General features: G+C 64.5%; 19 protein-coding genes. 12 read left to right on the top strand and 7 right to left on the bottom strand.

Translation table 11 applies throughout. The annotated features are described in order from the left end of the window. The first annotated feature begins 11 nt into the window (after window positions 1–11). Window positions 12–1,319 carry an aminotransferase class III-fold pyridoxal phosphate-dependent enzyme gene (locus AC1D05_RS16945; protein ID WP_477442241.1) on the top strand — a complete coding sequence of 436 codons (1,308 nt, stop codon included), beginning with the start codon at window positions 12–14 and terminating at the stop codon, window positions 1,317–1,319. After that, window positions 1,316–2,335, top strand: a complete 1,020-nt coding sequence (locus AC1D05_RS16940; protein ID WP_477442239.1) for a phosphotransferase enzyme family protein — start codon at window positions 1,316–1,318, stop codon at window positions 2,333–2,335. The genes AC1D05_RS16945 and AC1D05_RS16940 overlap by 4 nt, the downstream gene beginning before the upstream one ends. Before the next feature lie 12 nt (window positions 2,336–2,347). On the opposite strand, the gene hpaH is transcribed toward AC1D05_RS16940, so the two are convergent. From hpaH to AC1D05_RS16915, 5 genes are read right to left on the bottom strand one after another with little or no spacing between them, the layout of a single operon-like run. Then, window positions 2,348–3,154 carry a 2-oxo-hept-4-ene-1,7-dioate hydratase gene (hpaH, locus tag AC1D05_RS16935; protein WP_477442238.1) on the bottom strand — a complete coding sequence of 269 codons (807 nt, stop codon included), beginning with the start codon at window positions 3,152–3,154 and terminating at the stop codon, window positions 2,348–2,350. Continuing rightward, the gene (locus AC1D05_RS16930; RefSeq protein WP_477442236.1) at window positions 3,151–4,017 is read right to left on the bottom strand and encodes a fumarylacetoacetate hydrolase family protein; all 867 of its coding nucleotides are present in this window, start codon (window positions 4,015–4,017) and stop codon (window positions 3,151–3,153) included. The genes hpaH and AC1D05_RS16930 overlap by 4 nt, the downstream gene beginning before the upstream one ends. Before the next feature lie 8 nt (window positions 4,018–4,025). After that, window positions 4,026–5,006, bottom strand: a complete 981-nt coding sequence (gene hpaD, locus AC1D05_RS16925) for a 3,4-dihydroxyphenylacetate 2,3-dioxygenase (protein WP_477442234.1) — start codon at window positions 5,004–5,006, stop codon at window positions 4,026–4,028. A 13-nt stretch (window positions 5,007–5,019) separates the two neighbouring features. Continuing rightward, window positions 5,020–6,537 carry a 5-carboxymethyl-2-hydroxymuconate semialdehyde dehydrogenase gene (gene hpaE / locus AC1D05_RS16920; RefSeq protein WP_477442233.1) on the bottom strand — a complete coding sequence of 506 codons (1,518 nt, stop codon included), beginning with the start codon at window positions 6,535–6,537 and terminating at the stop codon, window positions 5,020–5,022. Between the two features lie 12 nt (window positions 6,538–6,549). After that, entirely contained in the window at window positions 6,550–6,936 is a 387-nt protein-coding gene (locus tag AC1D05_RS16915) for a 5-carboxymethyl-2-hydroxymuconate isomerase (RefSeq protein WP_477442231.1), read from the bottom strand. Between the two features lie 214 nt (window positions 6,937–7,150). Between AC1D05_RS16915 and hpaR the strand changes: the two genes are divergently transcribed. Then, entirely contained in the window at window positions 7,151–7,546 is a 396-nt protein-coding gene (hpaR, locus tag AC1D05_RS16910) for a homoprotocatechuate degradation operon regulator HpaR (protein WP_477442230.1), read from the top strand. A 3-nt stretch (window positions 7,547–7,549) separates the two neighbouring features. Here the strand turns inward: hpaR and AC1D05_RS16905 are convergent, their stop codons facing one another. Together AC1D05_RS16905 and AC1D05_RS16900 are read right to left on the bottom strand one after the other, a co-directional pair. Further along, window positions 7,550–8,059: a flavin reductase gene (locus tag AC1D05_RS16905; protein ID WP_477442228.1), complete on the bottom strand. Its 510-nt coding sequence runs from the start codon at window positions 8,057–8,059 to the stop codon at window positions 7,550–7,552. Between the two features lie 6 nt (window positions 8,060–8,065). Beyond that, the gene (locus AC1D05_RS16900; protein WP_477442226.1) at window positions 8,066–9,610 is read right to left on the bottom strand and encodes a 4-hydroxyphenylacetate 3-hydroxylase N-terminal domain-containing protein; all 1,545 of its coding nucleotides are present in this window, start codon (window positions 9,608–9,610) and stop codon (window positions 8,066–8,068) included. Between the two features lie 93 nt (window positions 9,611–9,703). Here AC1D05_RS16900 and AC1D05_RS16895 point away from each other — a divergent pair, with 93 nt between their 5' ends. The 9 genes from AC1D05_RS16895 (at window position 9,704) to AC1D05_RS16855 (ending at window position 19,401) form a co-directional block, all read left to right on the top strand. After that, entirely contained in the window at window positions 9,704–10,570 is an 867-nt protein-coding gene (locus tag AC1D05_RS16895) for a helix-turn-helix domain-containing protein (protein ID WP_477442225.1), read from the top strand. 132 nt (window positions 10,571–10,702) lie between these two features. Further along, window positions 10,703–11,269, top strand: coding sequence for a hypothetical protein (locus tag AC1D05_RS16890; protein WP_477442223.1), 567 nt, complete (start codon window positions 10,703–10,705; stop codon window positions 11,267–11,269). Window positions 11,270–11,458: 189 nt separating this feature from the next. Next, window positions 11,459–12,553, top strand: coding sequence for a transporter substrate-binding protein (locus AC1D05_RS16885; RefSeq protein WP_477442221.1), 1,095 nt, complete (start codon window positions 11,459–11,461; stop codon window positions 12,551–12,553). Then, window positions 12,550–13,167, top strand: coding sequence for an ANTAR domain-containing response regulator (locus tag AC1D05_RS16880; protein ID WP_477442219.1), 618 nt, complete (start codon window positions 12,550–12,552; stop codon window positions 13,165–13,167). Before AC1D05_RS16885 ends, AC1D05_RS16880 begins: the two co-directional genes overlap by 4 nt. Beyond that, window positions 13,145–14,053: an ABC transporter permease gene (locus AC1D05_RS16875; RefSeq protein WP_477442218.1), complete on the top strand. Its 909-nt coding sequence runs from the start codon at window positions 13,145–13,147 to the stop codon at window positions 14,051–14,053. Before AC1D05_RS16880 ends, AC1D05_RS16875 begins: the two co-directional genes overlap by 23 nt. After that, on the top strand, window positions 14,050–14,970 hold the full coding sequence (locus tag AC1D05_RS16870; RefSeq protein WP_477442216.1) for an ABC transporter permease: 921 nt from the start codon (window positions 14,050–14,052) through the stop codon (window positions 14,968–14,970). The genes AC1D05_RS16875 and AC1D05_RS16870 overlap by 4 nt, the downstream gene beginning before the upstream one ends. 51 nt (window positions 14,971–15,021) lie before the next feature. Then, on the top strand, window positions 15,022–16,665 hold the full coding sequence (locus AC1D05_RS16865; protein ID WP_477442214.1) for an ABC transporter substrate-binding protein: 1,644 nt from the start codon (window positions 15,022–15,024) through the stop codon (window positions 16,663–16,665). After that, a complete protein-coding gene (locus AC1D05_RS16860; RefSeq protein ID WP_477442213.1) occupies window positions 16,655–17,599 on the top strand; it encodes an acetamidase/formamidase family protein in 945 nt (314 codons plus the stop codon). Before AC1D05_RS16865 ends, AC1D05_RS16860 begins: the two co-directional genes overlap by 11 nt. Next, complete coding sequence (locus AC1D05_RS16855) at window positions 17,596–19,401, top strand: ABC transporter ATP-binding protein (protein WP_477442211.1); 1,806 nt, start codon at window positions 17,596–17,598, stop codon at window positions 19,399–19,401. The genes AC1D05_RS16860 and AC1D05_RS16855 overlap by 4 nt, the downstream gene beginning before the upstream one ends. Window positions 19,402–19,414: the final 13 nt, after the last annotated feature.

The raw sequence follows: 19,414 nt of genomic DNA, 5'->3' as shown, positions 1-19,414 counted from the left end.
GGTACCTACAGATGACACAATCGCAGAAGAAAATGACCGAGGCAGCGCTGGTTAGCCGGCGTTCCCGCCTGTTGGGTGCGAAATCGCAATTGTTCTATGACGAGCCCGTGCACCTGGTGCGCGGGGAAGGCGTCTGGCTCTACGATGCCGATGGCCGCAAATATCTCGATGCCTACAACAATGTCGCCCATGTCGGCCATTGCCATCCGCATGTGGTCGAGGCGCTGTGCCGGCAGGCAAGCCTGCTCAACACCCACACGCGCTATCTGCACACGGCGATCCTCGACTATGTCGAGCGGCTGACCGCGACCTTCGATGCCAGCCTCTCCACCGCCATCCTCACCTGCACCGGCAGCGAGGCCAACGACATCGCGCTGCGCATGGCGCAGGCGACCTCAGGCCAGATGGGCATCATCGCCACCGACGCCACCTATCACGGCAACACCACGGCGGTTTCGCAGCTCTCAACCCGCATGCCGCCGGTCGGCGGCCGCGCTCCGTATGTCCGGCTGGTGCCGGCACCCGACAGCTATCGCCATCCCGACGCGATGGCCAACGGCAAGGCATTCGGCGACGCCGTGCGCGAAGCCATCGCCTCGCTGGCAAAGGACGGTATCGGCCTGTCGGGCATGATCCTGTGTCCGCTGCTCGCCAATGAAGGTTTTCCGACGCTGCCCAGCGGCTTCTTTGACGATGCCGTGGCGGCGGTGCGCGACGCCGGAGGTCTGGTCATCGCCGACGAGGTTCAGCCGGGCTTCGGCCGCACCGGCAGCCATTTCTGGGGCCACCAGCGCGCCGGCTTCGTCCCCGACATCGTCACCATGGGCAAGCCGATGGGCAATGGCCATCCGGTCGCCGCCGTCGTCACCACTGGGCAAATCCTCGGGACTTTCCGCAATGCTTTCCGCTACTTCAACACCTTCGGCGGCAATCCGGTTTCCTGCGCCGTGGCCAATGCCGTCCTCGATGTCATGGAACAGGAAAACCTTGTCGCCAACGCGCGAGATGTCGGCGCCTATGCACTTAGCCTGCTGCGGTCGCTGGCCGACCGGCATGACTGTATCGGTGAAGTCCGGGGCGCCGGACTGTTCTTCGGCGCCGAACTGGTCCGCGACCGCGAAACACGCGAACCCGCGCCCGACACTGCAGGACGCGTCATCAACGCCATGCGTGACCGTGGTGTGCTGATGGGCAAGACCGGCATCCACGGCAATGTGCTCAAGATCCGCCCGCCCATGCCGTTTTCCCGCGACAATGCCGACCTTTTGATCGGCACGCTGGACGAAGTGCTTGGTGAAGTCGCCGGAGTGGCGGCGTGAACGCAGTGTCCGCGCGATCCGAGCCTGAGACGGCTGCAGACGTCACCGCGCTTGCCCGGCATGCGCTCGCGCATTGGGGTGTCCGCGACGCTGAGCCGGAGCTGCTCAAATACCGCGAAAATGCCGTCTTCCGCGTCCGCTTGGCCGATGGCCGGCCGGCAGCCCTGCGCATCCATAGGCTTGGCTATCACACAGATGCCGCGCTGCGCTCGGAGCTGCAATGGATGGGCTTTCTGCAATCCGCAGGTGTCGCCACGCCGTCTCCGGTGCCGACGCAGGCCGGCGATCTGTTCGTGCAGGTGAGCATCGGCGCCTCGACGCCGCGTCAGGTCGATTGCCTGAGCTGGCTCGAAGGCCGCGCCGTCGGCGCGCGCGGCGTGCCGCTCGGCTATTCGCCACAACGGGCAAGAGACGTGTTCACCGCCATCGGCCGAACCATAGCGCGCATGCACAATGCCGCCGCCAGCTGGGCGCCGCCGCCCGGCTTTGCCCGCCATGCCTGGGATTTCGACGGCTTCTTTGGCCCGAACCCTACCTGGGGCCGTTTCGAGACCTGCCCGTTTCTCGACGATGCCAATCGCGACCTGGTCCACCGTGCCCACAAGAAAGCAGTCGAAGCGCTGTCTCGGCATGAGCGCAGCGCGCGCAATTTCGGCCTGATCCATGCCGATCTGGTGCGCGAGAATGTGCTGCTCGACGGCGAAACCATCGAGATCATCGACTTCGACGATTGCGGCCATGGCTGGCATGTCTACGATCTTGCCGTAGCACTCTACCAGAACCGCGAGGAGGCGATCTATCCGCTGATCGAGGCCTCGCTGCTCGACGGCTACCGGCAGGAGCGCGAGCTGACGCGAGAGGACGTCGCGGCCTTGCCGCTGTTTTCCGCGCTGCGCGCCTTTGCCTTCCTTGGCTGGGTGCAGAGCCGCGTCGAAGGCGACATTACCAGGGATGCCGGCATGCGCATTTCGACCATCGCCGCTGGCGTGGTGGCGGATTATCTGCGCGGTCTGTGAGTTGCCGAACCGTCAGCTCTTGGCGAAATGGATGCTGACCGTGCCTGAACTGCCGAAATCGGCGACGATCGTATCACCGGGCCGCGCCTCGACCGGGCGCACGAACGACCCGGACAGCACCACCTCGCCGGCCGCGATCGACATACCGTAGCTCGCAAGCCGGTCCGCCAGCCAGGCTATGCCCATCGCCGGATGGTTGAGCACGCCGGCGCCAAGCCCGGTCTCCTCGACCTCGGCATTGCGCGAGACGATGGCGCCGATCCAGCGCATGTCGGCTTCATCAGGCCGCTGCGGTCGGCCGCCGATGACGATGCCGGCATTGGCGGCATTGTCGGAGATCGTGTCGAAGAAGGTGCGCGCCTTCTTCGTCTCGGCATTGACGCGCTCGATGCGCGTGTCGAGGATTTCCAGCGCCGGCGTGATGTAGTCGGTGGCGTTGAGCACGTCGAAGATGGTCACGCCGGGGCCTTTGAGCGGCGCCTTCATGACGAAGGCGATCTCGGCCTCGACGCGCGGCTGGATGAAGCGGCCGGCGGGAATGGTCGCGCCGTCGTCGAAGAACATGTCGTCGAACAGCACACCGGAATCCGGCGTGTCGATGGCGAGCGCATATTGCATCGCCTTGGAGGTCAGGCCAATCTTCCAGCCCTTCGGCTTCAGCCCGGCATCGATCTTGCGCGTCACCAGCGCTGCCTGGACGCGATAGGCGTCCTCCATCGTAGCCTCGGGAAAATCGAGGCTGAGCAGCCGGATCTGGCGGCGCGAACGTTCGGCCTCGAACAGCCGTGCCGCAGCGTCTTCCACTTGTTCCGGGGTCATGCGGTTGCCTCGTCGACGACGCTGTTCCTGAGCACGCCGATGCCGTCGGCCTCGACCTCGATGACGTCGCCGGGCTTCAGCCAGATCGGCGGGTCGAAGCGGGCGCCGGCGCCGGTCGGCGTGCCGGTGACGATGATATCGCCAGGCACCAGCGTGGTGAAGGTCGAGATGTAGTTGATGATCTTGCGGAAGGAAAAGATCATCCTGCTGGTGCGGTCCTGCTGGCGGATCTCGCCATTGACGCGGGTGGAGAGCGCGATGTCGGCGATCTGCGCCTCATCCGTGAATGGCACCAGCCATGGGCCGATCGAGCCGGTGCGGTCGAAATTCTTGCCTTGCGTGACGTTGAACTTGGCATGCCGCACCCAGTCGCGGATGGTGCCTTCATTGCACAGCGACAGTGCGGCGATATGGCCGAGCGCGTCGGTTTCGGCAATGCGCCGCCCACCCTTGCCGATGACGATGACGATCTCGCCCTCATAGTCGAGCTGCGGCGATTCCGGCGGCCGCACCAGCGCAGCGCCATGGCCGACGAAGGAGCGGGGAAAGCGGATGAACAGCGACGGGTTGGCAGGTGCCGCCTGGCCGTCCTTGTACTCCTCGTTGCGGTCCGGATAGTTGACGCCGACGCAGATGATCTTTTCCGGTGACGGGATCGGGATGTCGTAGGCGATGGCGTCGAGCGGGAAATCGACGGCAAAGGCCTCGGCCTCTTCCGCCAGCCGCCGCAAGGCGCCGGCCTCGATCACTTCGCGCAATGTCGGCCACTGGCTGTGGCGGGCCGACAGGTCGACGACGCCCTTGCCGGTGATCGCGCCGTAGCGCGTCTTGCCGTTGATGGTGAAGGTTGCGAGCCGGTTCATGGCGCTGCTCACGGCGCAATGATCGGCGACGCCGTCAGGTCCGGCTGGCGGGCGGTGGCGCCGGCAAACGTGCTGCCTTCCTCGAACCAGCTTTTGGGTGCCGGCGCGCCCCACAGCGTTTGCCGCTGCGGGTCCTTGAGGTCCCATTTGATCGGCTCGAGGTCCGGATCGACCGTCTGGTAGTCCGAACAATAGATCTCGATGCGGTGGTTGTCGGGGTCACGGACATAGAGGAAGAAAGCGTTGGAAATACCGTGCCGGCCCGGGCCGCGTTCGATGTTCGGCAAATAGCCGGTCGTCGCCATCAAATCGAGCAGGTCGATGATGTTGAGCGGCGTCGGCACCCAGAAGGCCACGTGGTGCAGGCGCGGCCCGACGCCGTTGGTGAAGGCGATGTCATGGACGCCGCCCTTGCGGTGCGTCCATGCTGCCCACAGCTTCCCGCTGCTGGCATCCTCGGTGTACTCGGTCACGCGGAAGCCGAGTTCGTTGTAGAAGGCGACGGATTCGTCGACATTGGGCGAGAAGCAGTTGAAGTGGTCGATACGCAGCGGCTTGACGCCCTTGTAGAGCGCGTATTTCTGGTGGATCGGCGGCAGCCTTTCCATCTGGGCATAGAATTCGAGCGGAATGCCGTGCGGGTCACGCGTGCGAAAGGTGCGTGACTGGTAGGGCCGCTCGACCCATTCCACCGGCAGGCCCTTGCTCTTGAAGAAATGCTCGGCCTTGCCGAGATCCTCGTCCGAAAACACCTTGAAGCCGAGGTCGCGCGCCTCCGGCGTCGTCGCCTTGCGCAGCACGATACAGTGATGGCCACGCTCCTCCATGGCGCGCAGATAGATGGCGCCTGAGGTCTCGTCGGTGACCTGCAGGCCGAGTGTGTCGACATAGAAGGCGCGCGACTTGGCAAGGTCGGTGACCGCCAGCTCGACATGGCTGAGGCGCACGATGTTGAAGGCGGGATAGAGGTTGGGCTTGGGCAAGGGCATCTGATTTCCTCCTTCAGCCGCCGAGTTTCTGGATCGCATGCGCCGTCGTCGCAAAGGCGACGTTCTTCGTCTCCATGTAGAAGTCGAAGGAATGATCGCCGCCGTCGCGGCCGATGCCGGAATTCTTGACGCCACCGAACGGCGTCGGCAGATGGCGCACATTCTCCGAATTGACCCAGATCATGCCGGCCTCCAGCGCATCGGTGAAGCGGAAGGCGCGGGTCACATCAGAGGTCCAGAGATAGCCGGTCAGGCCGTATTGCGTGTCGTTGGCCAGCGCCAGCGCCTCCGCCTCGTCCTTGAAGGTGATGGCCGTCAGCACCGGCCCGAAAATCTCTTCCTGGGCAATACGCATCTTGTTGGTGGCGCCGGTAAACAGCGTCGGGCTGACATAGCAGCCGCCGCCCGGGCCGGCGAACTTGCCACCGCCGGCGGCAACCACAGCACCCTCCGATTTGCCGATCTCGATATAGGACAGTACCTTTTCCTCGTGCACCGGATGGATCAGCGGCCCGACCACCGTTTTCGGGTCGAGCGGATGGCCTATTCTGATGCGCTTTGCCCTCTCCGCCACCAGATCGGTGAATCTGTCGTAGACCGAGGCTTCGACCAGCAGCCGCGACGACGAGGTGCAGCGTTCACCGTTGAGCGAGTAGATCATGAACACGGCGGCGTCGGCCGCGCGTTCGAGATCGGCGTCGGCGAAGACGATCACCGGGTTCTTGCCGCCGAGCTCGAAATGCACGCGCTTCAGCGTGTCGGCGCCCTGTTTCATGATCATCGAGCCGGTGCGGCTCTCGCCGACAAAGCCGATCGCCTTGATGTCGGGATGTTCGGTCAGCGCCTTGCCGGCGTACTCGCCAAGGCCGTTGACCAGGTTCCACACACCCTTCGGCAGGCCGGCCTCCTCGGCGATCTCGACCAGCAGCCGCGCCGTCAACGGCGAAAATTCAGCCGGCTTATGAACCACGGTGCAGCCTGCCGCCAGTGCCGGCGCGATCTTCCAGGTCGACAGCATGAACGGCGTGTTCCACGGCGTGATGATGCCGACCGGGCCGATCGGCACGCGGGTGGTGATGTTGACCTGGCCTGTCGTCCGCAGCGTCTCGCCGTCACGCGCTTCCGGCGCGCGGTCGGCGAAGAAGCGGAAATTCTCGGCACCGCGCAACGCCGCCTTGGCCATGAACTTCAGCGCCTGGCCGGTGTCCATGCATTCGACGAAGGCGATCTCCTCGGCGCGTGCCTCGATGGCGTCGGCTATTTTGTGCAGCAGCTTCTTGCGTGTCTCGCCCGGCATGGCGGCCCAGGCCGGGAACGCCGCCTTCGCCGCCTTGGCAGCGCGGTCGATGTCGGCGGCGCCGCCGCGCGCGACCTTGGCCAGCGGCTTGAGGTCGACCGGCGACAGCGTCTCGAAGGTCGAGCCGTCGGCGGCCGGCAGCGCCTCGCCGCCGATCTGGTTCAACACGCCGTTGGTCTTGAAACGGGCCAGATAGGCCTCGGCCTTTTTCAGATTGCCTTCGAGGTCGGACATGTCAGCGTTCCGTCACTTGCCGCGCAGCCGCGGGTGGATTGCGTTCTTCTTCCAGCTCAGCACCGGATCGATTTCCCTGATCTCCAGCGACAGAGCGAAATGCGGGGTCTCGAACAGCGTGGCCAGGTATTCGCTCACCGCCGCGAAGATGGCCTCGCCGGTCCGCTTCTTGTCCTCGGCGCTGCGGCCAGTCCCGATGCGAAACGACATGTCGAGAAAGGCGTTTTCCGGCAGATTGTCGGCAATGGCGTAGGCTTCGGCGCGGAAGGCCCGCACCCGCACCGCACCGGTCTCGAACAGCCCCGTGTCCAGCACGGTGCGCAACACCAGCGCGCACAATTCGCCCATGTCGACCTTGGCATCGAGATTGGCCGAATACTCGATGGAGAAGTGAGGCACCGCGTTCGTTCCCTAGATCATTGCTTTGTTGTAGTTAACGCGTTAATTACATGGGGTATCGCCGAAGTCAAGTCTTGCATCAGGCTTGAGGCGACGATACGGGATGGAAAGGTCGGGTTTTGGCGTTGTCCCATATCGGGTCAAATCCGACTGACAACCGCATGATTGGGGACGCTGCTTCTTGCTGCCTGAAAACACTCGTCGTTCCCTGCCAATGGCGCTGCTTCACGCCCGCGAAGCGGTGATGGCGCGGTTTCGCCCGATGCTTGCAGCGCATGACGTGACCGAACAGCAATGGCGCGTGCTGCGCGTGCTGAGCGAAGCCGGCTCGGTCGAGGCGACGGAGCTTGCCGATCGCGCTTCGGTGCTGCCGCCCAGCCTGACCCGCATCATCAAGGCGCTCGAGGGTCGCAAATTCATCACCCGCAACAAGGCGGAAGGCGATGGCCGCCGCGTCATCCTGACCATCGCACCGGCCGGCTCCGCCTTGATCGACGCCCTGTCACCCGAGCGCCGCGTCATCTACGACGACATCGAGCGTCGGTTCGGCCATGAGCGGCTGGAGCAGTTGCTCGATCTGCTGGAGACGCTGATCGACGGCGAGAGCTGAGCCTCACCCGCCAAAACTCCCCAGCCGCGTCGGCTGCGTATAATTCCGGTCGACATAGAGCAGCGCCGAGCCACCGCTGCCGTGCCTGACATCGATGACGCGGCCGATCATGACATTGTGCGTGCCGACGATGTGCACGTCCTCGATCTCGCAATCGAAATTGACGATCGCGTCCGACAGCGCCGGCGTGCCTGAGGTCAGCGTCTGCCAGCGCGCCGCCGAATAACGCGCCTCCATGTCGCGTGTCGCGCCGGCAAACTTTCCCGCCAGGTGCATATGATCATGCGTCAGTACGTTGACGCAGAAGCGGCGGTTGGTGAGGAACATGGCGGCCTGCGTCGAACGCCCGTTCATGCACACCAAGAGCGTCGGCGGTTCGTCGGAAACGCTGCACATGGCGGTGGCGGTGAAGCCGCCGCGCCCGGCCGGGCCATCCGTCGTGACGATGTTGACCGGCGCGCAGACCCTTGCCATGGCGTCGCGGAAATCGGTCTTCGAAATCTGCGTGGCCATCGGCGTTCACTCCGCCGGTGAAGCAAGTGGATTGAGCCAGGTATCGCCCGTCCAGCCATTCTCGTCATAGTCGGCCATGCAGGTGTCGACCAGTTCCTCCATTGCCTTCAATCGGCCGCCGCGCTCGGCGCCCTTCAGCACCTGCAGCCGCACCTCTTCCGGCGCGCCGGCATAGTTGAGCTCGTAAAGCGCGTGGCGGCCGCCGAACTCGGTGCCGGTCGCGTCCCACAACAGCTTCATGATCTTGATGCGCTCGATATGGCCCATGTCGTTGGAGCCGCGCACATATTGCGCCAGGTACTTGTCGATCTCGGGATTGTTGAAGTCGCGCACCGACGACGGCAGGTAGATCAGGCCGGACGCAATGACCCGGCGCACCGTGTCGATGACGCGCGGATAGGCTTCCGACATGAAGGTGCGGTAGGCGAGTGCCGCGTCGAGATTGGGCAGCACCGCGCCATTCGCCCACGGGATCGGATTGTAGGCCATGGCGTTGGAAAAGCTCCAGAACATGTGCCTGAGCGCGATGACCTCGCCCAGTGCGGCCTGGTTGCCGCGGAAGGCATCGCCGCCGGTGGCGCGCAGCGCCTTGGCCAGCAGGCCGGCGAGGAAGTCGAGCTTGACGGCGAAGCGCGTGCAACCCTGGAAACAATAGCCATGCATGAAACCGGATGCCGGATGGAACGACAGGATCTTCTGCGCGTCGCGCAGCACCAGCACGTCCTCCCAGGGGATGAAGACATTGTCGAGCACCAGGATCGCGTCGTTCTCGTCGAAGCGTGACGATAAGGGATAGTCGAACGGTGCCGCCACGGTGTTGGCGGTCTGCTCGTAGGAGACGCGGCAGAACATCTTTATCCCCGGCGCGTTCATCGGCACGATGAACATCACCGACAGCGACGGATCCTCGGTGACCGTCGCCGAGCCCTGCGCCAGGAAATTGTAGTGGGTCAGCGCCGAGGACGTCGCCACCACCTTGGCGCCGGAGACATAGATGCCGGCATCCGTCTCCCTGGTGATGTGGACGAAGACATCCTTCACCTGTTCGGCCGGCTTGTGGCGGTCGATCGGCGGGTTGACGATGGCGTGGTTCATGAACAGCACGGCTTCCTGGGCACGTTTGTGCCAGGCAAGCGCATTGTCCTTGAACGGCCCATACCAGTCGGCATTGGCGCCGAGCGTGTTCATCAGCGCTGCCTTGTAGTCGGGCGTGCGCCCCATCCAGCCATAGGACATGCGCGACCACTCGGCGATCGCCGTCTGCTGCGCCGCGAGTTCGCCGGAGGATTTGGCGACGCGGAAATATTTGTGGGTGTAGCCGCCCGATCCGGTGTCGGTGGCCGAGGTCAGCGTATCCCGCCGTGTGGGGTCATGCAGCGCGTCGTAGAGGCGTGCCAGCGACCGCGCCGAATTGCGCATCGCCGGGTGCGTGGTGACGTCGGCGATGCGTTCGCCGTTGATATAGACCTCGCGACCGTCGCGCAGGCTCTCCAGATACTCGGCCCCGGTGAACGGGCGCGCTTTTTCGGCACGAAAATCTTCTGACCGCATGATGTTCCTCCACTGATAACGCCGATCCTAGCGCCTGGGCCGTAGATCGGTTATGGACGGAACGGCAAAACCGATTGGACTTTTTCCGGCGCCATGAGCCAGAATTCCATCCCCGACTTCTTCGTCTATGGCGAGCCGGTGCGGCCGCTCGATGTCGGCTTCCTGCATGTCGAGACTGTGCTCGCGCGCAGCAACATCCATCTCGGCCAGGTCGCGGCGCACAAGCATCCGCAGATGGGCCAGATCACCTACTGGACCAGCGGCTCCGGCACCTACCGCATCGAGCACAGATCCTGGGACTTTTCAGCGCCCGCCGTCAGCTTCGTGCCGAGCAATGTCGTCCATGGCTTCTCGATCGGCCCTGGCACCGACGCCATCGTCGTCTCGGTCGCCGACGATGCGCTGGCCGCGATCGCTGGCCACAGCCTGCTGCCCTTGGACCGGCCGGTATTCACCGACGGCCTTCCGGACCGGGCCGCGTGGAAGCGGTTGGCGGTGGTGCTGGAGATGATCGCCGTTGAATACGCCGAGGCGCAGGCCGGCAACGACAAGGTCCTGCCGTCGCTGATCGCCGTCGCACTCTCCCACATCGCACGTCTCGCGCCGGCGACTGTCGCCGCCGCCCAATCTTCCGATGCGTCGTTGGCCATGGGCCTGCGACGGCTTGTCGATGCGCATTTCCGCGACAACTGGCCGGTCGACCGCTACGTCGAGACGCTGGCCACCACACCGCATCTCCTCGACAAGGCCGCGCGGGCGGTGCTGGGCAGCGGCGTCAAGCGCGTCGTCAGCGAGCGCCGGCTGCTGGAAGCCAAGCGGCTTTTGCTGTTCACCGTGCGCACGGTCGAGGACATCGCCTACGAGATCGGCTTCGACGACCCCGCCTATTTCTCAAGGTTCTTCCGCGAACGCGTCGGCGAAGCGCCAGCCGCCTGGCGGCGCAAGCAGTTGCAGGAATAGTGCACATAGATGGATGCCGGCCTTGCAGTGGCGAAAAAGCCAAGTCCGTGCGCCGTGTTCTTGCCTCGTACCACCGATGGCAAGCGGAAGGGCGGTGGGTCCGACGCTTAAACTTTGCTCGGCCACTTTTTCGTGAAGCTGCACGGGTTGATCCGCTCGCCTGTTTGCCTAGGTAGAAGGAGCGGCGGGCGCCACGCAAATCCGACGATCGGTATGACATTCTTCTGTATTCGAAAGCTTGCCCTCCCTGTCCTCGTCGTCGTCCAGTCTTCCTGCGTCGTTCCCGACGACACGTCCCGCATCACCAAGGTCGACCCCACGGCGGCGGCGGCCCGCAAAGAGATGGTCGGCCTCAGCGAAGCTGACGTTCGAATGTGCGCGGGGTTCCCGACGGCCACTGCGGACGCTGGTCGATCCGCCCAGATATGGACGTACAAGCGCGTCGTGCAGCGCGGCAATCTCAGCATCGTCGTCCCAACCCTGGCGGTTGGCGCGATCCCGGCGGTCGGCGGTTCCGTCAATGTCGCTCCCGGCGGTTATTGCGACACGCAAATTCGCATGGTCGACGGTCGTGTCGCCGAAGTTGCCTACGCCGGTGACAACAATTTGCCGAACAGTCGCGACGCGCTTTGTGTCAGCACGGTGGACGCCTGTGTGGCCTATGCCCGCCAACGCAGTCAGAGGCCGTCGGCCCGGTAGCTCACGCCGACGAAGCCGCGATGATCGGCCGCGTTGCACGTGGATATCGCCGAGGGCTTGACTGACCGTCCGTAGCGAATAGGTTAGCGATCGGAAAATACCGGCCCTGATCGCCGGGCGGCAAGAATGCCTCGTATGCCTCGCCCTTGCGGCGCTGGCTGCGGGGCATTGTCATTTCTGGGGTTCTGTTTGAAACGGCGTATCGAGATCGGCATCCTCTATTCCCGCTCGGGGAGCTATCAGCTCGTTTCCGATGCGTGCCGCATGGGCGCCATGCGCGCCATCGCCGACATCAATGCCGACCGGAGCTCGGGCATCGAACTGGTGCCGGTCGAGCGCGATCCGCAAAGCAATGCCGACCGCTACGCGACCCTTTGCGAGGACATCTTCAAGACCAGCAGCGCGCGCCATGTCGTCGGCTGCGTCACCTCCTGGAGCCGCAAGGAGACCATTCCCGTGCTGGAGAAGGCCGGCGGCATGCTCTGGTACGCTTGCCCCTATGAAGGCTTCGAGGCCAATGAGCATGTCGTCTACATGCACGCTTGCCCCAACCAGCATCTGGTGCCGCTGATGGCCCATGTCGTGCCGCGCTTCGGCGCCAACGGCTTCCTGCTCGGCTCGAACTACATCTGGGGCTGGGAGATGAACCGCGTCGCGCGTGACCTGATTGCGGACGCCGGCGGCAAGGTGCTCGGCGAGCGCTACCTGCGCATCGGCGAGACCGATGTGTCGCGGCTGATCGCGGAAATCCGGGCGACGCGGCCGAACTTCATCCTCAACAATCTGATAGGCACCTCATCCTACGCCTTTCTGGCCGCCTATCGCGATTTGGGCCGTGAAGATTCCGCCTTCAGCCCGGAAAACTGCCCGGTCATCTCCTGCAACCTCACCGAAGGCGAACTGCCGGCGATCGGTGAAACGGGCAAGGGGCATTTGTCGGTCGGACCGTATTTCGCTCCGCGGCCGGCCGCCTTCGCCTCGTCCTTCGAAGCCTCCGCCTATGCCTCCGTACAGGTGATGGCCAACGTGCTTTCGCGCGATCCCGATGCCGGCCCGGCGGAATTCTCAAAGGCGTTTGCTGAGACACGCTTCTCCACTCGGCTCGGGCCGATCGCCATCGACGCCCACTCCCAGCACGCGACGCTGCCGGTGATCATCGGGCGGATCGCGGACGGCTTCTTCGAAGTCGTCAGCCGCGAGGACGAGGTCGCGCCGGACCCCTATCTGTCGCGTTACGATCCGGCAAAAACATTCGGCCGTCCGCGCCTGCGGGTGGTGTCGTGAGCAGAACGCCGCGCATCCCCAATCTCGGCGGCGCCAGGGCCTTCATCCTGCATCGCCCGCACCCGACGGTGCAGGCGATCACCAGGCAATTGTCGGCCATCGGCCTGATCGCTCTGGACTGCTGGCCGGAACTGCCGCCAGAGGCGTTGGCGGCCGATTTCGTCTTTTTCGACGCCGATCTCGGTTTCGACGAGCAATTTCCGTGGAAGCCGGGCGAAGCGCCGATGCCGCTGGTGGCGCTGATCGGCTCCGAGGCGCCGGGCCGTATCGAATGGGCGCTGTCGCACAAGGCCGATGCGCAACTCCTGAAGCCGGTCGGCACTGCCGGCGTCTACAGCGCGCTGCTGATCGCCAGGCAAAGTTTCGAGTCAAGAAAACATTTAGCCGGCGAAATTGCCTCGCTGCGCCAGCGCGTCGCCGAGCGCCAGACCATCGTGCGTGCGGTAACGGCACTGTCTAAAGGCACCGACGACGAGCGCGCCTATGCGCAGCTGCGCTCGCTGGCCATGAGCTGGCAGATCAGCGTCGAGGATGCCGCGCGCCGGATCGTGGCGATGACTGATGAAGAAGCAACGGGGGAAGAAGGCGGCGATGACCAGTCCCATCGCGCCTGATCTCACGGCCACGGCGAGTATGCCGGCCAAGCCGCGCCCCGGCGTCTGGCGTCGGCTGGTCATGCGTCGGCTGGCACTGCTCGGCCTGGTAATCGTCGCCATCGTCGTCGCCGGCGCTGTGCTGGCGCCCTGGCTGACCGGCTATGACCCCAACGAGCAGATGTTCGACGGCCTGACCATCGAGGGCTCGCCTCTGCCGCCGGATGCCAAGTTCTGGCTCGGCACCGACCTGCTCGGCCGCGACCTGTTGACCCGCATCCTCTATGGCGCCCGCACCTCGCTGATCATCGGCATCGTTGCCAATGGGGTGGCGCTGTTCATCGGCACTTTGGGCGGCGTCACCGCCGGCTATTTCCGCGGTTGGATCGGCAGCGCGCTGATGCGCTTCACCGATTTGATGATGGCCTTCCCCGCGCTGCTGCTCGCCATTTGCCTGGCGGCGGTGTTCCAGCCGAGCCTGTGGATCGTCGCCATGGTCATTGCTTTGGTCAACTGGGTGCAGACCGCGCGCGTCATCTACACGGAAACGTCCTCGCTGGCCGAGCGTGAGTTCATCGACGCCGAGCGCACAATCGGCGCCGGTGCACCACGCATCCTGTTTCGCCACATCCTGCCGCATCTCCTGCCGACCATCATCGTCTGGGGCACGCTCGGCATCTCGACCACGGTGCTGCTCGAGGCGACGCTCTCCTTCCTTGGCATCGGCGTGCAGCCGCCAACGGCCTCGTGGGGCAACATCATCTTCGAGAACCAGACCTATTTCCAGGCGGCACCCTGGCTGGTGTTCTTCCCCGGCGCCGCGATCCTGGCGCTGGCGTTGGCCTTCAACCTGATCGGCGACGCGCTGCGCGACATCCTCGATCCGACGCAAAGAGGCCGGGCATGATCGCCTATCTCGGCCGCCGCCTCATCCAGTCGCTGCTCATCCTGCTGGGCGTCTCGCTGATCACCTTCGCACTGCTCTATCTCCTGCCGGCCGATCCGGTACGCCAGATCGCCGGTCGCAGCGCCACGCCGCAGACGGTCGAGAACATCCGCCAGCAGCTCGGTCTCGACCAGCCCTTTGTCGTCCAGTACTGGCGCTACCTGACCAAGCTCATCAGCGGCGATCTCGGCCGCTCCTATATCCAGCGCTCCGAGGTGACAGAGCTGATCGTCTCGCGGCTGCCGGCGAGCCTGCTCCTGATGGTCGGCGCCATCCTGAGCGAACTGCTGATCGGGCTCTCGATGGGCCTGGTCGCCGCCGTCAAGCGCGGCACCGCCACCGACCAGACGCTGATGGTCGCCTCCTTCGTAGGCGTCTCGGCGCCGCAATTCGTCGTCGGTCTGCTGCTGCTCCACGTCTTTGCCGTACGGCTGAGCTGGTTCCCGATCGGCGGTTACGGCACCTGGCGTCATCTCGTGCTGCCCTCGCTGACCATGGGCATCCTCGGCGCCGGCTGGTACGCGCGCATGATGCGGTCTTCGATGATCGACGTGCTGCGCCAGGACTATGTCCGCACGGCCCGCGCCAAGGGCCTGGCACGCAGCGCCATCATCTTCCGCCATGCACTGCCCAACGCCATCCTGCCGGTCATCGCCATGATCGGCATCGACATCGGCATCTTCATGGGCGGCATCGTCGTTGTCGAAAGCGTCTTCGGCTGGCCCGGCATCGGCCAGCTCGCCTGGCAAGCCATCCAGCGTGTCGACATTCCGATCATCATGGGCGTCACGCTGGTCTCGGCCTTCGCCATCGTGCTCGGCAACCTGCTCGCCGACATCATCGCGCCCTTCATCGATCCACGCATCAAACTCAGATGAGCATCAAGCTCAGATGAAACCAAGAAAACAAACAGAGAAAGGGAACACGACATGAAAAAATTCCTCGCCTCCACAGTCGCGGCATCGGCGCTGGCGCTGATGCTCGGCATGACGAGTGCTCGCGCCGAAGACACCATCGATCCCAACGCCAAGCAGGGCGGAGAGATCATCGCCACCTACAAGGACGACGTCACCACGCTCGACCCTGCCATCGGCTATGACTGGCAGAACTGGTCGATGATCAAGAGCCTCTTCGACGGGTTGATGGATTACGAACCGGGCACGACCAAGCTGAAGCCCGACCTTGCCGAAAGCTACGAGATTTCGCCCGACGGCAAGACCTTCACCTTCAAGCTGCGGCACGGCGTCAAGTTCCACAATGGCCGTGAGATGACCGCCGACGACGTGAAATATTCGCTCGACCGCGTCACCAACCCGAAGACGCAGAGCCCGGGTGCCGGCTTCTTCGGCTCGATCAAGGGCTATGACGATGTCGCGGCCGGCAAGGCGGACAGCCTCGCGGGTGTCACCGTCGTCGACCCCTACACCGTCAAGTTCGAACTAAGCCGGCCAGACGCCACCTTCCTGCATGTCATGGCCATCAATTTCTCGCATGTCGTGCCGAAGGAAGAGGTGGAGAAGTATGGCGCGGATTTCGGCAAGCATCCGGTCGGCACCGGCGCCTTCAAGCTCGCCGAATGGACGCTCGGCCAGCGCATCGTCTTCGTGCGCAATCCGGACTATTGGCACAAGGGCCTGCCGCATCTCGACAAGATCACCTTCGAGGTCGGCCAGGAGCCGATCGTGGCCCTGCTGCGCCTGCAGAAGGGCGAGATCGACCTGCCCCTCGACGGCATTCCGCCGGCAAAATTCCAGGAGGTGATGTCCGACCCTGAACAAAAGGCGCGCGTTGTAGAAGGCGGCCAGCTGCACACCGGCTACATCACCATGAACACCACCATGGCGCCCTTCGACAATGTGAAGGTGCGCCAGGCCGTCAACATGGCGATCAACAAGGCGCGCATCATCCAGATCATCAACGGCCGTGCCGTGCCGGCCAACCAGCCGCTGCCGCCGTCGATGCCGGCCTACGACAAGGAATACAAGGGCTATCCCTATGACGTCGCCAAGGCGAAGGCGCTGCTTGCCGAGGCCGGCCATCCCGATGGCTTCGACACGCAATTGTTCGCCATGAACACCGATCCCAACCCGCGCATTGCCCAGGCGATCCAGCAGGATCTGGCGGCGATCGGCATCAAGGCCAGCATCCAGGCGCTGGCACAGGCCAACGTCATCGCCGCCGGCGGCGACAAGGCCGGCGCACCGATGATCTGGTCCGGCGGCATGGGCTGGATCGCGGATTTCCCCGATCCCTCGAACTTCTACGGTCCGATCCTCGGCTGCGCCGGCGCGGTGCCGGGCGGCTGGAACTGGTCGTGGTATTGTAACAAGGATCTCGATGCCAAGGCCGCCGAAGCCGACTCGATCGTTGATCCGGCGAAGTCCGCCGAGCGCGACAAGATGTGGAGCGACATCTACGCCAAGATCATGGCGGACGCGCCCTGGGCGCCGGTCTTCAACGAGCAGCGCTTCACCATGAAATCCGCGCGCATGGGCGGCGCCGACAATCTCTATGTCGACCCGGTCCACGTTCCGATCAACTATGAAAATGTGTACGTAAAAGATGTGCAATAACTGCGACTACACCATCCATGGGCGCCATCATCATTTCGGCTGGGACAATTCCTTTGTCCCGGCCGAGCGGGTGGCGCCCGGCTCGACCATCGAGTTCCAGTGCCTTGATGCTGGGGGCGGCCAGCTTCAGGCCGACAGCACGGTCGCCGACGTCGCCAAGCTTGATTTCGCCAAGGTCAACCCGGTGACCGGGCCGATCTTCGTCGAGGGCGCCGAGCCCGGTGACGCGCTGAAGGTGACGATCGAAATGTTCAAACCGTCCGGCTTCGGCTGGACGGCGAACATTCCGGGCTTCGGCCTGCTTGCCGACGACTTCAAGCAGCCGGCGCTCAACATCTGGAAGTACGACGCCGCTTCGCTCGAGCCGGCGCTGTTCGGCAAAAACGCGCGTGTGCCGCTGAAACCTTTCGCCGGCACCATCGGCAACGCCCCGGCTGAGATGGGTCACCATTCGGTCGTGCCGCCCCGGCGCGTCGGCGGCAATCTCGACATCCGCGACCTCGCCGCCGGCACCACGCTTTACCTTCCGGTGGAAGTGGCGGGTGCGCTGTTCTCGATCGGCGATACGCACGCCGCGCAAGGCGACGGCGAGGTCTGCGGCACGGCGATCGAAAGTCCGATGGATGTCGTGCTCAAGCTCGACCTGGTCAAGGACGCTAGGCTGAAGACGCCGCGCTTCACCACCTCCGGCCCGGTGACGCGTCACCTCGACGCCAAGGGCTATGAGGTGACGACCGGCATCGGGCCCGATTTGATGACCGGGGCCAAGGAAGCGGTAGCGCAGATGGTCGACCTGCTCGCTGGCCGCTACCAGATCGATCCGGTCGAGGCCTACATGCTGGCCTCGGTGTGCGGCGATCTTCGTATATCGGAAATCGTCGACATGCCGAACTGGGTGGTGTCGTTCTACTTCCCGCGCTGCGTGTTTGAATGAACGCAGGCGTGGCCAGAAAGCGGACCGGGGCGGCTGCCCCGGTGGCGGCGGGACCCGTCCTCGACATCGCCGACCTCTCCGTCAGCGTGCGTGGCGAGGACGGCGAGCGCGAGGTCGTCTCCAACCTCTCGCTGACGCTGGCGCGCGGTGAAACGCTCTGCATTGCCGGCGAATCCGGTTCCGGCAAATCGATGACCGCGCTGGCGATCATGCAGCTTTTGCCGCAGCCTGCCGCCCGCATATCGTCAGGCAAGATCCGCCTCGGCGACACCGATCTGGCAACACTCGACGAGCGCCAGATGCGCCGCATTCGCGGCGACCGCATCGCCATGATCTTTCAGGAGCCGATGACCTCGCTCAATCCTGTGCTGTCGATTGGCCGGCAGCTGACCGAGTCCATCGAGGCGCATACCTCCCTGTCTCATGGTGAGGCCCGCCAACGCGCCATCGAGGCCTTGAAAGCGGTGCGAATTTCGGAAGCCGAAAGCCGGCTAAAGCAGTTTCCGCACGAACTGTCCGGTGGCATGCGCCAGCGCGTGATGATCGCCATGGCGCTGGCGCTTGAACCCGACGTGCTGATCGCCGACGAGCCGACGACGGCGCTCGACGTCACCGTGCAGGGCGAGGTGCTGGAGCTCTTGCGCGACCTGCAGCGCCAGCATGGCACCAGCGTCATCCTCATCACTCACGACATGGGCGTGGTCGCCGAAATGGCCGACCGCGTCATCATCATGCGGCATGGCCGCATGGTCGAGGAAGGGAACACAGCCGACATCTTCGCCCGGCCGCAGGCCGTCTATACGCGCGAACTGCTCGCTGCCGTGCCACGCATTGGCAGCGGTGTCGGCCGCCAGAAATCCAGGGATGCGACCGAAGCCTCGACGCCGGCCAACGTCGCCGAGGTCAAAGACCTGCATGTCCGCTTCGATCTGCGCGGCGGGGTCTTCGGCCGGGTCAACGCCAGAGTCCACGCCGTCGAGGGCGTCAGCTTCTCGATCGCGCCCAACGAGACGCTGGCGCTGGTCGGCGAGTCCGGCTGCGGCAAGTCGACCACCGCCAAGGCGCTGGCCGGACTGGTGGTGTATAGCGGCGACATCGTCATTGGCGGGCGCAATCTCTCTGGTCTTGGTCGCGACGAACGCAAGGCCGTGCGCCGCGACGTGCAGATGATCTTCCAGGACCCGTTCGCTTCGCTCGACCCGCGCATGCGCGTCGGCGACCTCGTCGCCGAGCCGCTGGTCATCCACGGCATTGCCTCGAAGGAAGAGCGCAGGGAGCGCGTGGCCGCGCTGTTCGAGCGCGTCGGCCTGTCGGCAGATCAGATGGAGCTTTATCCGCACGAATTCTCCGGCGGCCAGCGCCAGCGCGTCTGCATCGCCCGTGCCCTCGCCTTGCGGCCGAAGCTGATCATCGCCGACGAAAGCGTCTCGGCGCTCGACGTCTCGGTGCAGGCGCGCGTGCTCGACCTGTTGAAGGAATTGCAGCACGAATTCGGCGTCGCCTATCTCTTCATCTCGCATGACATGGCGGTGGTCGAGAACATTTCCGACCGCGTCGCCGTCATGTATCTCGGCCAGATCGTCGAGATGGGTACGCGCGACCAAGTCTTTTCCAATCCGCGCCACCCCTACACCATGCGGCTGATCGAGGCCGTGCCGGTGCCCGATCCGACGCAGCGCAGAAGCCGCTTCGCCCGCCTCGACCAGGAGATCCCGAGCGCCACCCGCAGGATCGGCGAGGCACCGCTGAAACTGGCCTTGCAGGATGTCGGCAACGGCCACCTCGTCGCTTCCGGTAACTGACCGGCGAAGCCGA

The sequence above is a fragment of the Mesorhizobium sp. P2_E9 genome (assembly GCF_056403815.1).
The sequence above is the reverse complement of the archived record's forward strand: the minus strand, read 5'-3'. Positions and strand labels throughout refer to the sequence as shown.

Excerpts from the sequence above, each read along its gene's own strand:
- AC1D05_RS16945 (WP_477442241.1), top strand. The coding sequence starts at position 12 with ATGACACAATCGCAGAAGAAAATGACCGAGGCAGCGCTGGTTAGCCGG.
- hpaH (WP_477442238.1), bottom strand. The coding sequence starts at position 3,154 with ATGACCCCGGAACAAGTGGAAGACGCTGCGGCACGGCTGTTCGAGGCC.
- AC1D05_RS16930 (WP_477442236.1), bottom strand. The coding sequence starts at position 4,017 with ATGAACCGGCTCGCAACCTTCACCATCAACGGCAAGACGCGCTACGGC.
- hpaD (WP_477442234.1), bottom strand. The coding sequence starts at position 5,006 with ATGCCCTTGCCCAAGCCCAACCTCTATCCCGCCTTCAACATCGTGCGC.
- hpaE (WP_477442233.1), bottom strand. The coding sequence starts at position 6,537 with ATGTCCGACCTCGAAGGCAATCTGAAAAAGGCCGAGGCCTATCTGGCC.
- hpaR (WP_477442230.1), top strand. The coding sequence starts at position 7,151 with ATGGCGCTGCTTCACGCCCGCGAAGCGGTGATGGCGCGGTTTCGCCCG.
- AC1D05_RS16905 (WP_477442228.1), bottom strand. The coding sequence starts at position 8,059 with ATGGCCACGCAGATTTCGAAGACCGATTTCCGCGACGCCATGGCAAGG.
- AC1D05_RS16900 (WP_477442226.1), bottom strand. The coding sequence starts at position 9,610 with ATGCGGTCAGAAGATTTTCGTGCCGAAAAAGCGCGCCCGTTCACCGGG.
- AC1D05_RS16895 (WP_477442225.1), top strand. The coding sequence starts at position 9,704 with ATGAGCCAGAATTCCATCCCCGACTTCTTCGTCTATGGCGAGCCGGTG.
- AC1D05_RS16875 (WP_477442218.1), top strand. The coding sequence starts at position 13,145 with ATGACCAGTCCCATCGCGCCTGATCTCACGGCCACGGCGAGTATGCCG.
- AC1D05_RS16870 (WP_477442216.1), top strand. The coding sequence starts at position 14,050 with ATGATCGCCTATCTCGGCCGCCGCCTCATCCAGTCGCTGCTCATCCTG.
- AC1D05_RS16865 (WP_477442214.1), top strand. The coding sequence starts at position 15,022 with ATGAAAAAATTCCTCGCCTCCACAGTCGCGGCATCGGCGCTGGCGCTG.
- AC1D05_RS16860 (WP_477442213.1), top strand. The coding sequence starts at position 16,655 with ATGTGCAATAACTGCGACTACACCATCCATGGGCGCCATCATCATTTC.
- AC1D05_RS16855 (WP_477442211.1), top strand. The coding sequence starts at position 17,596 with ATGAACGCAGGCGTGGCCAGAAAGCGGACCGGGGCGGCTGCCCCGGTG.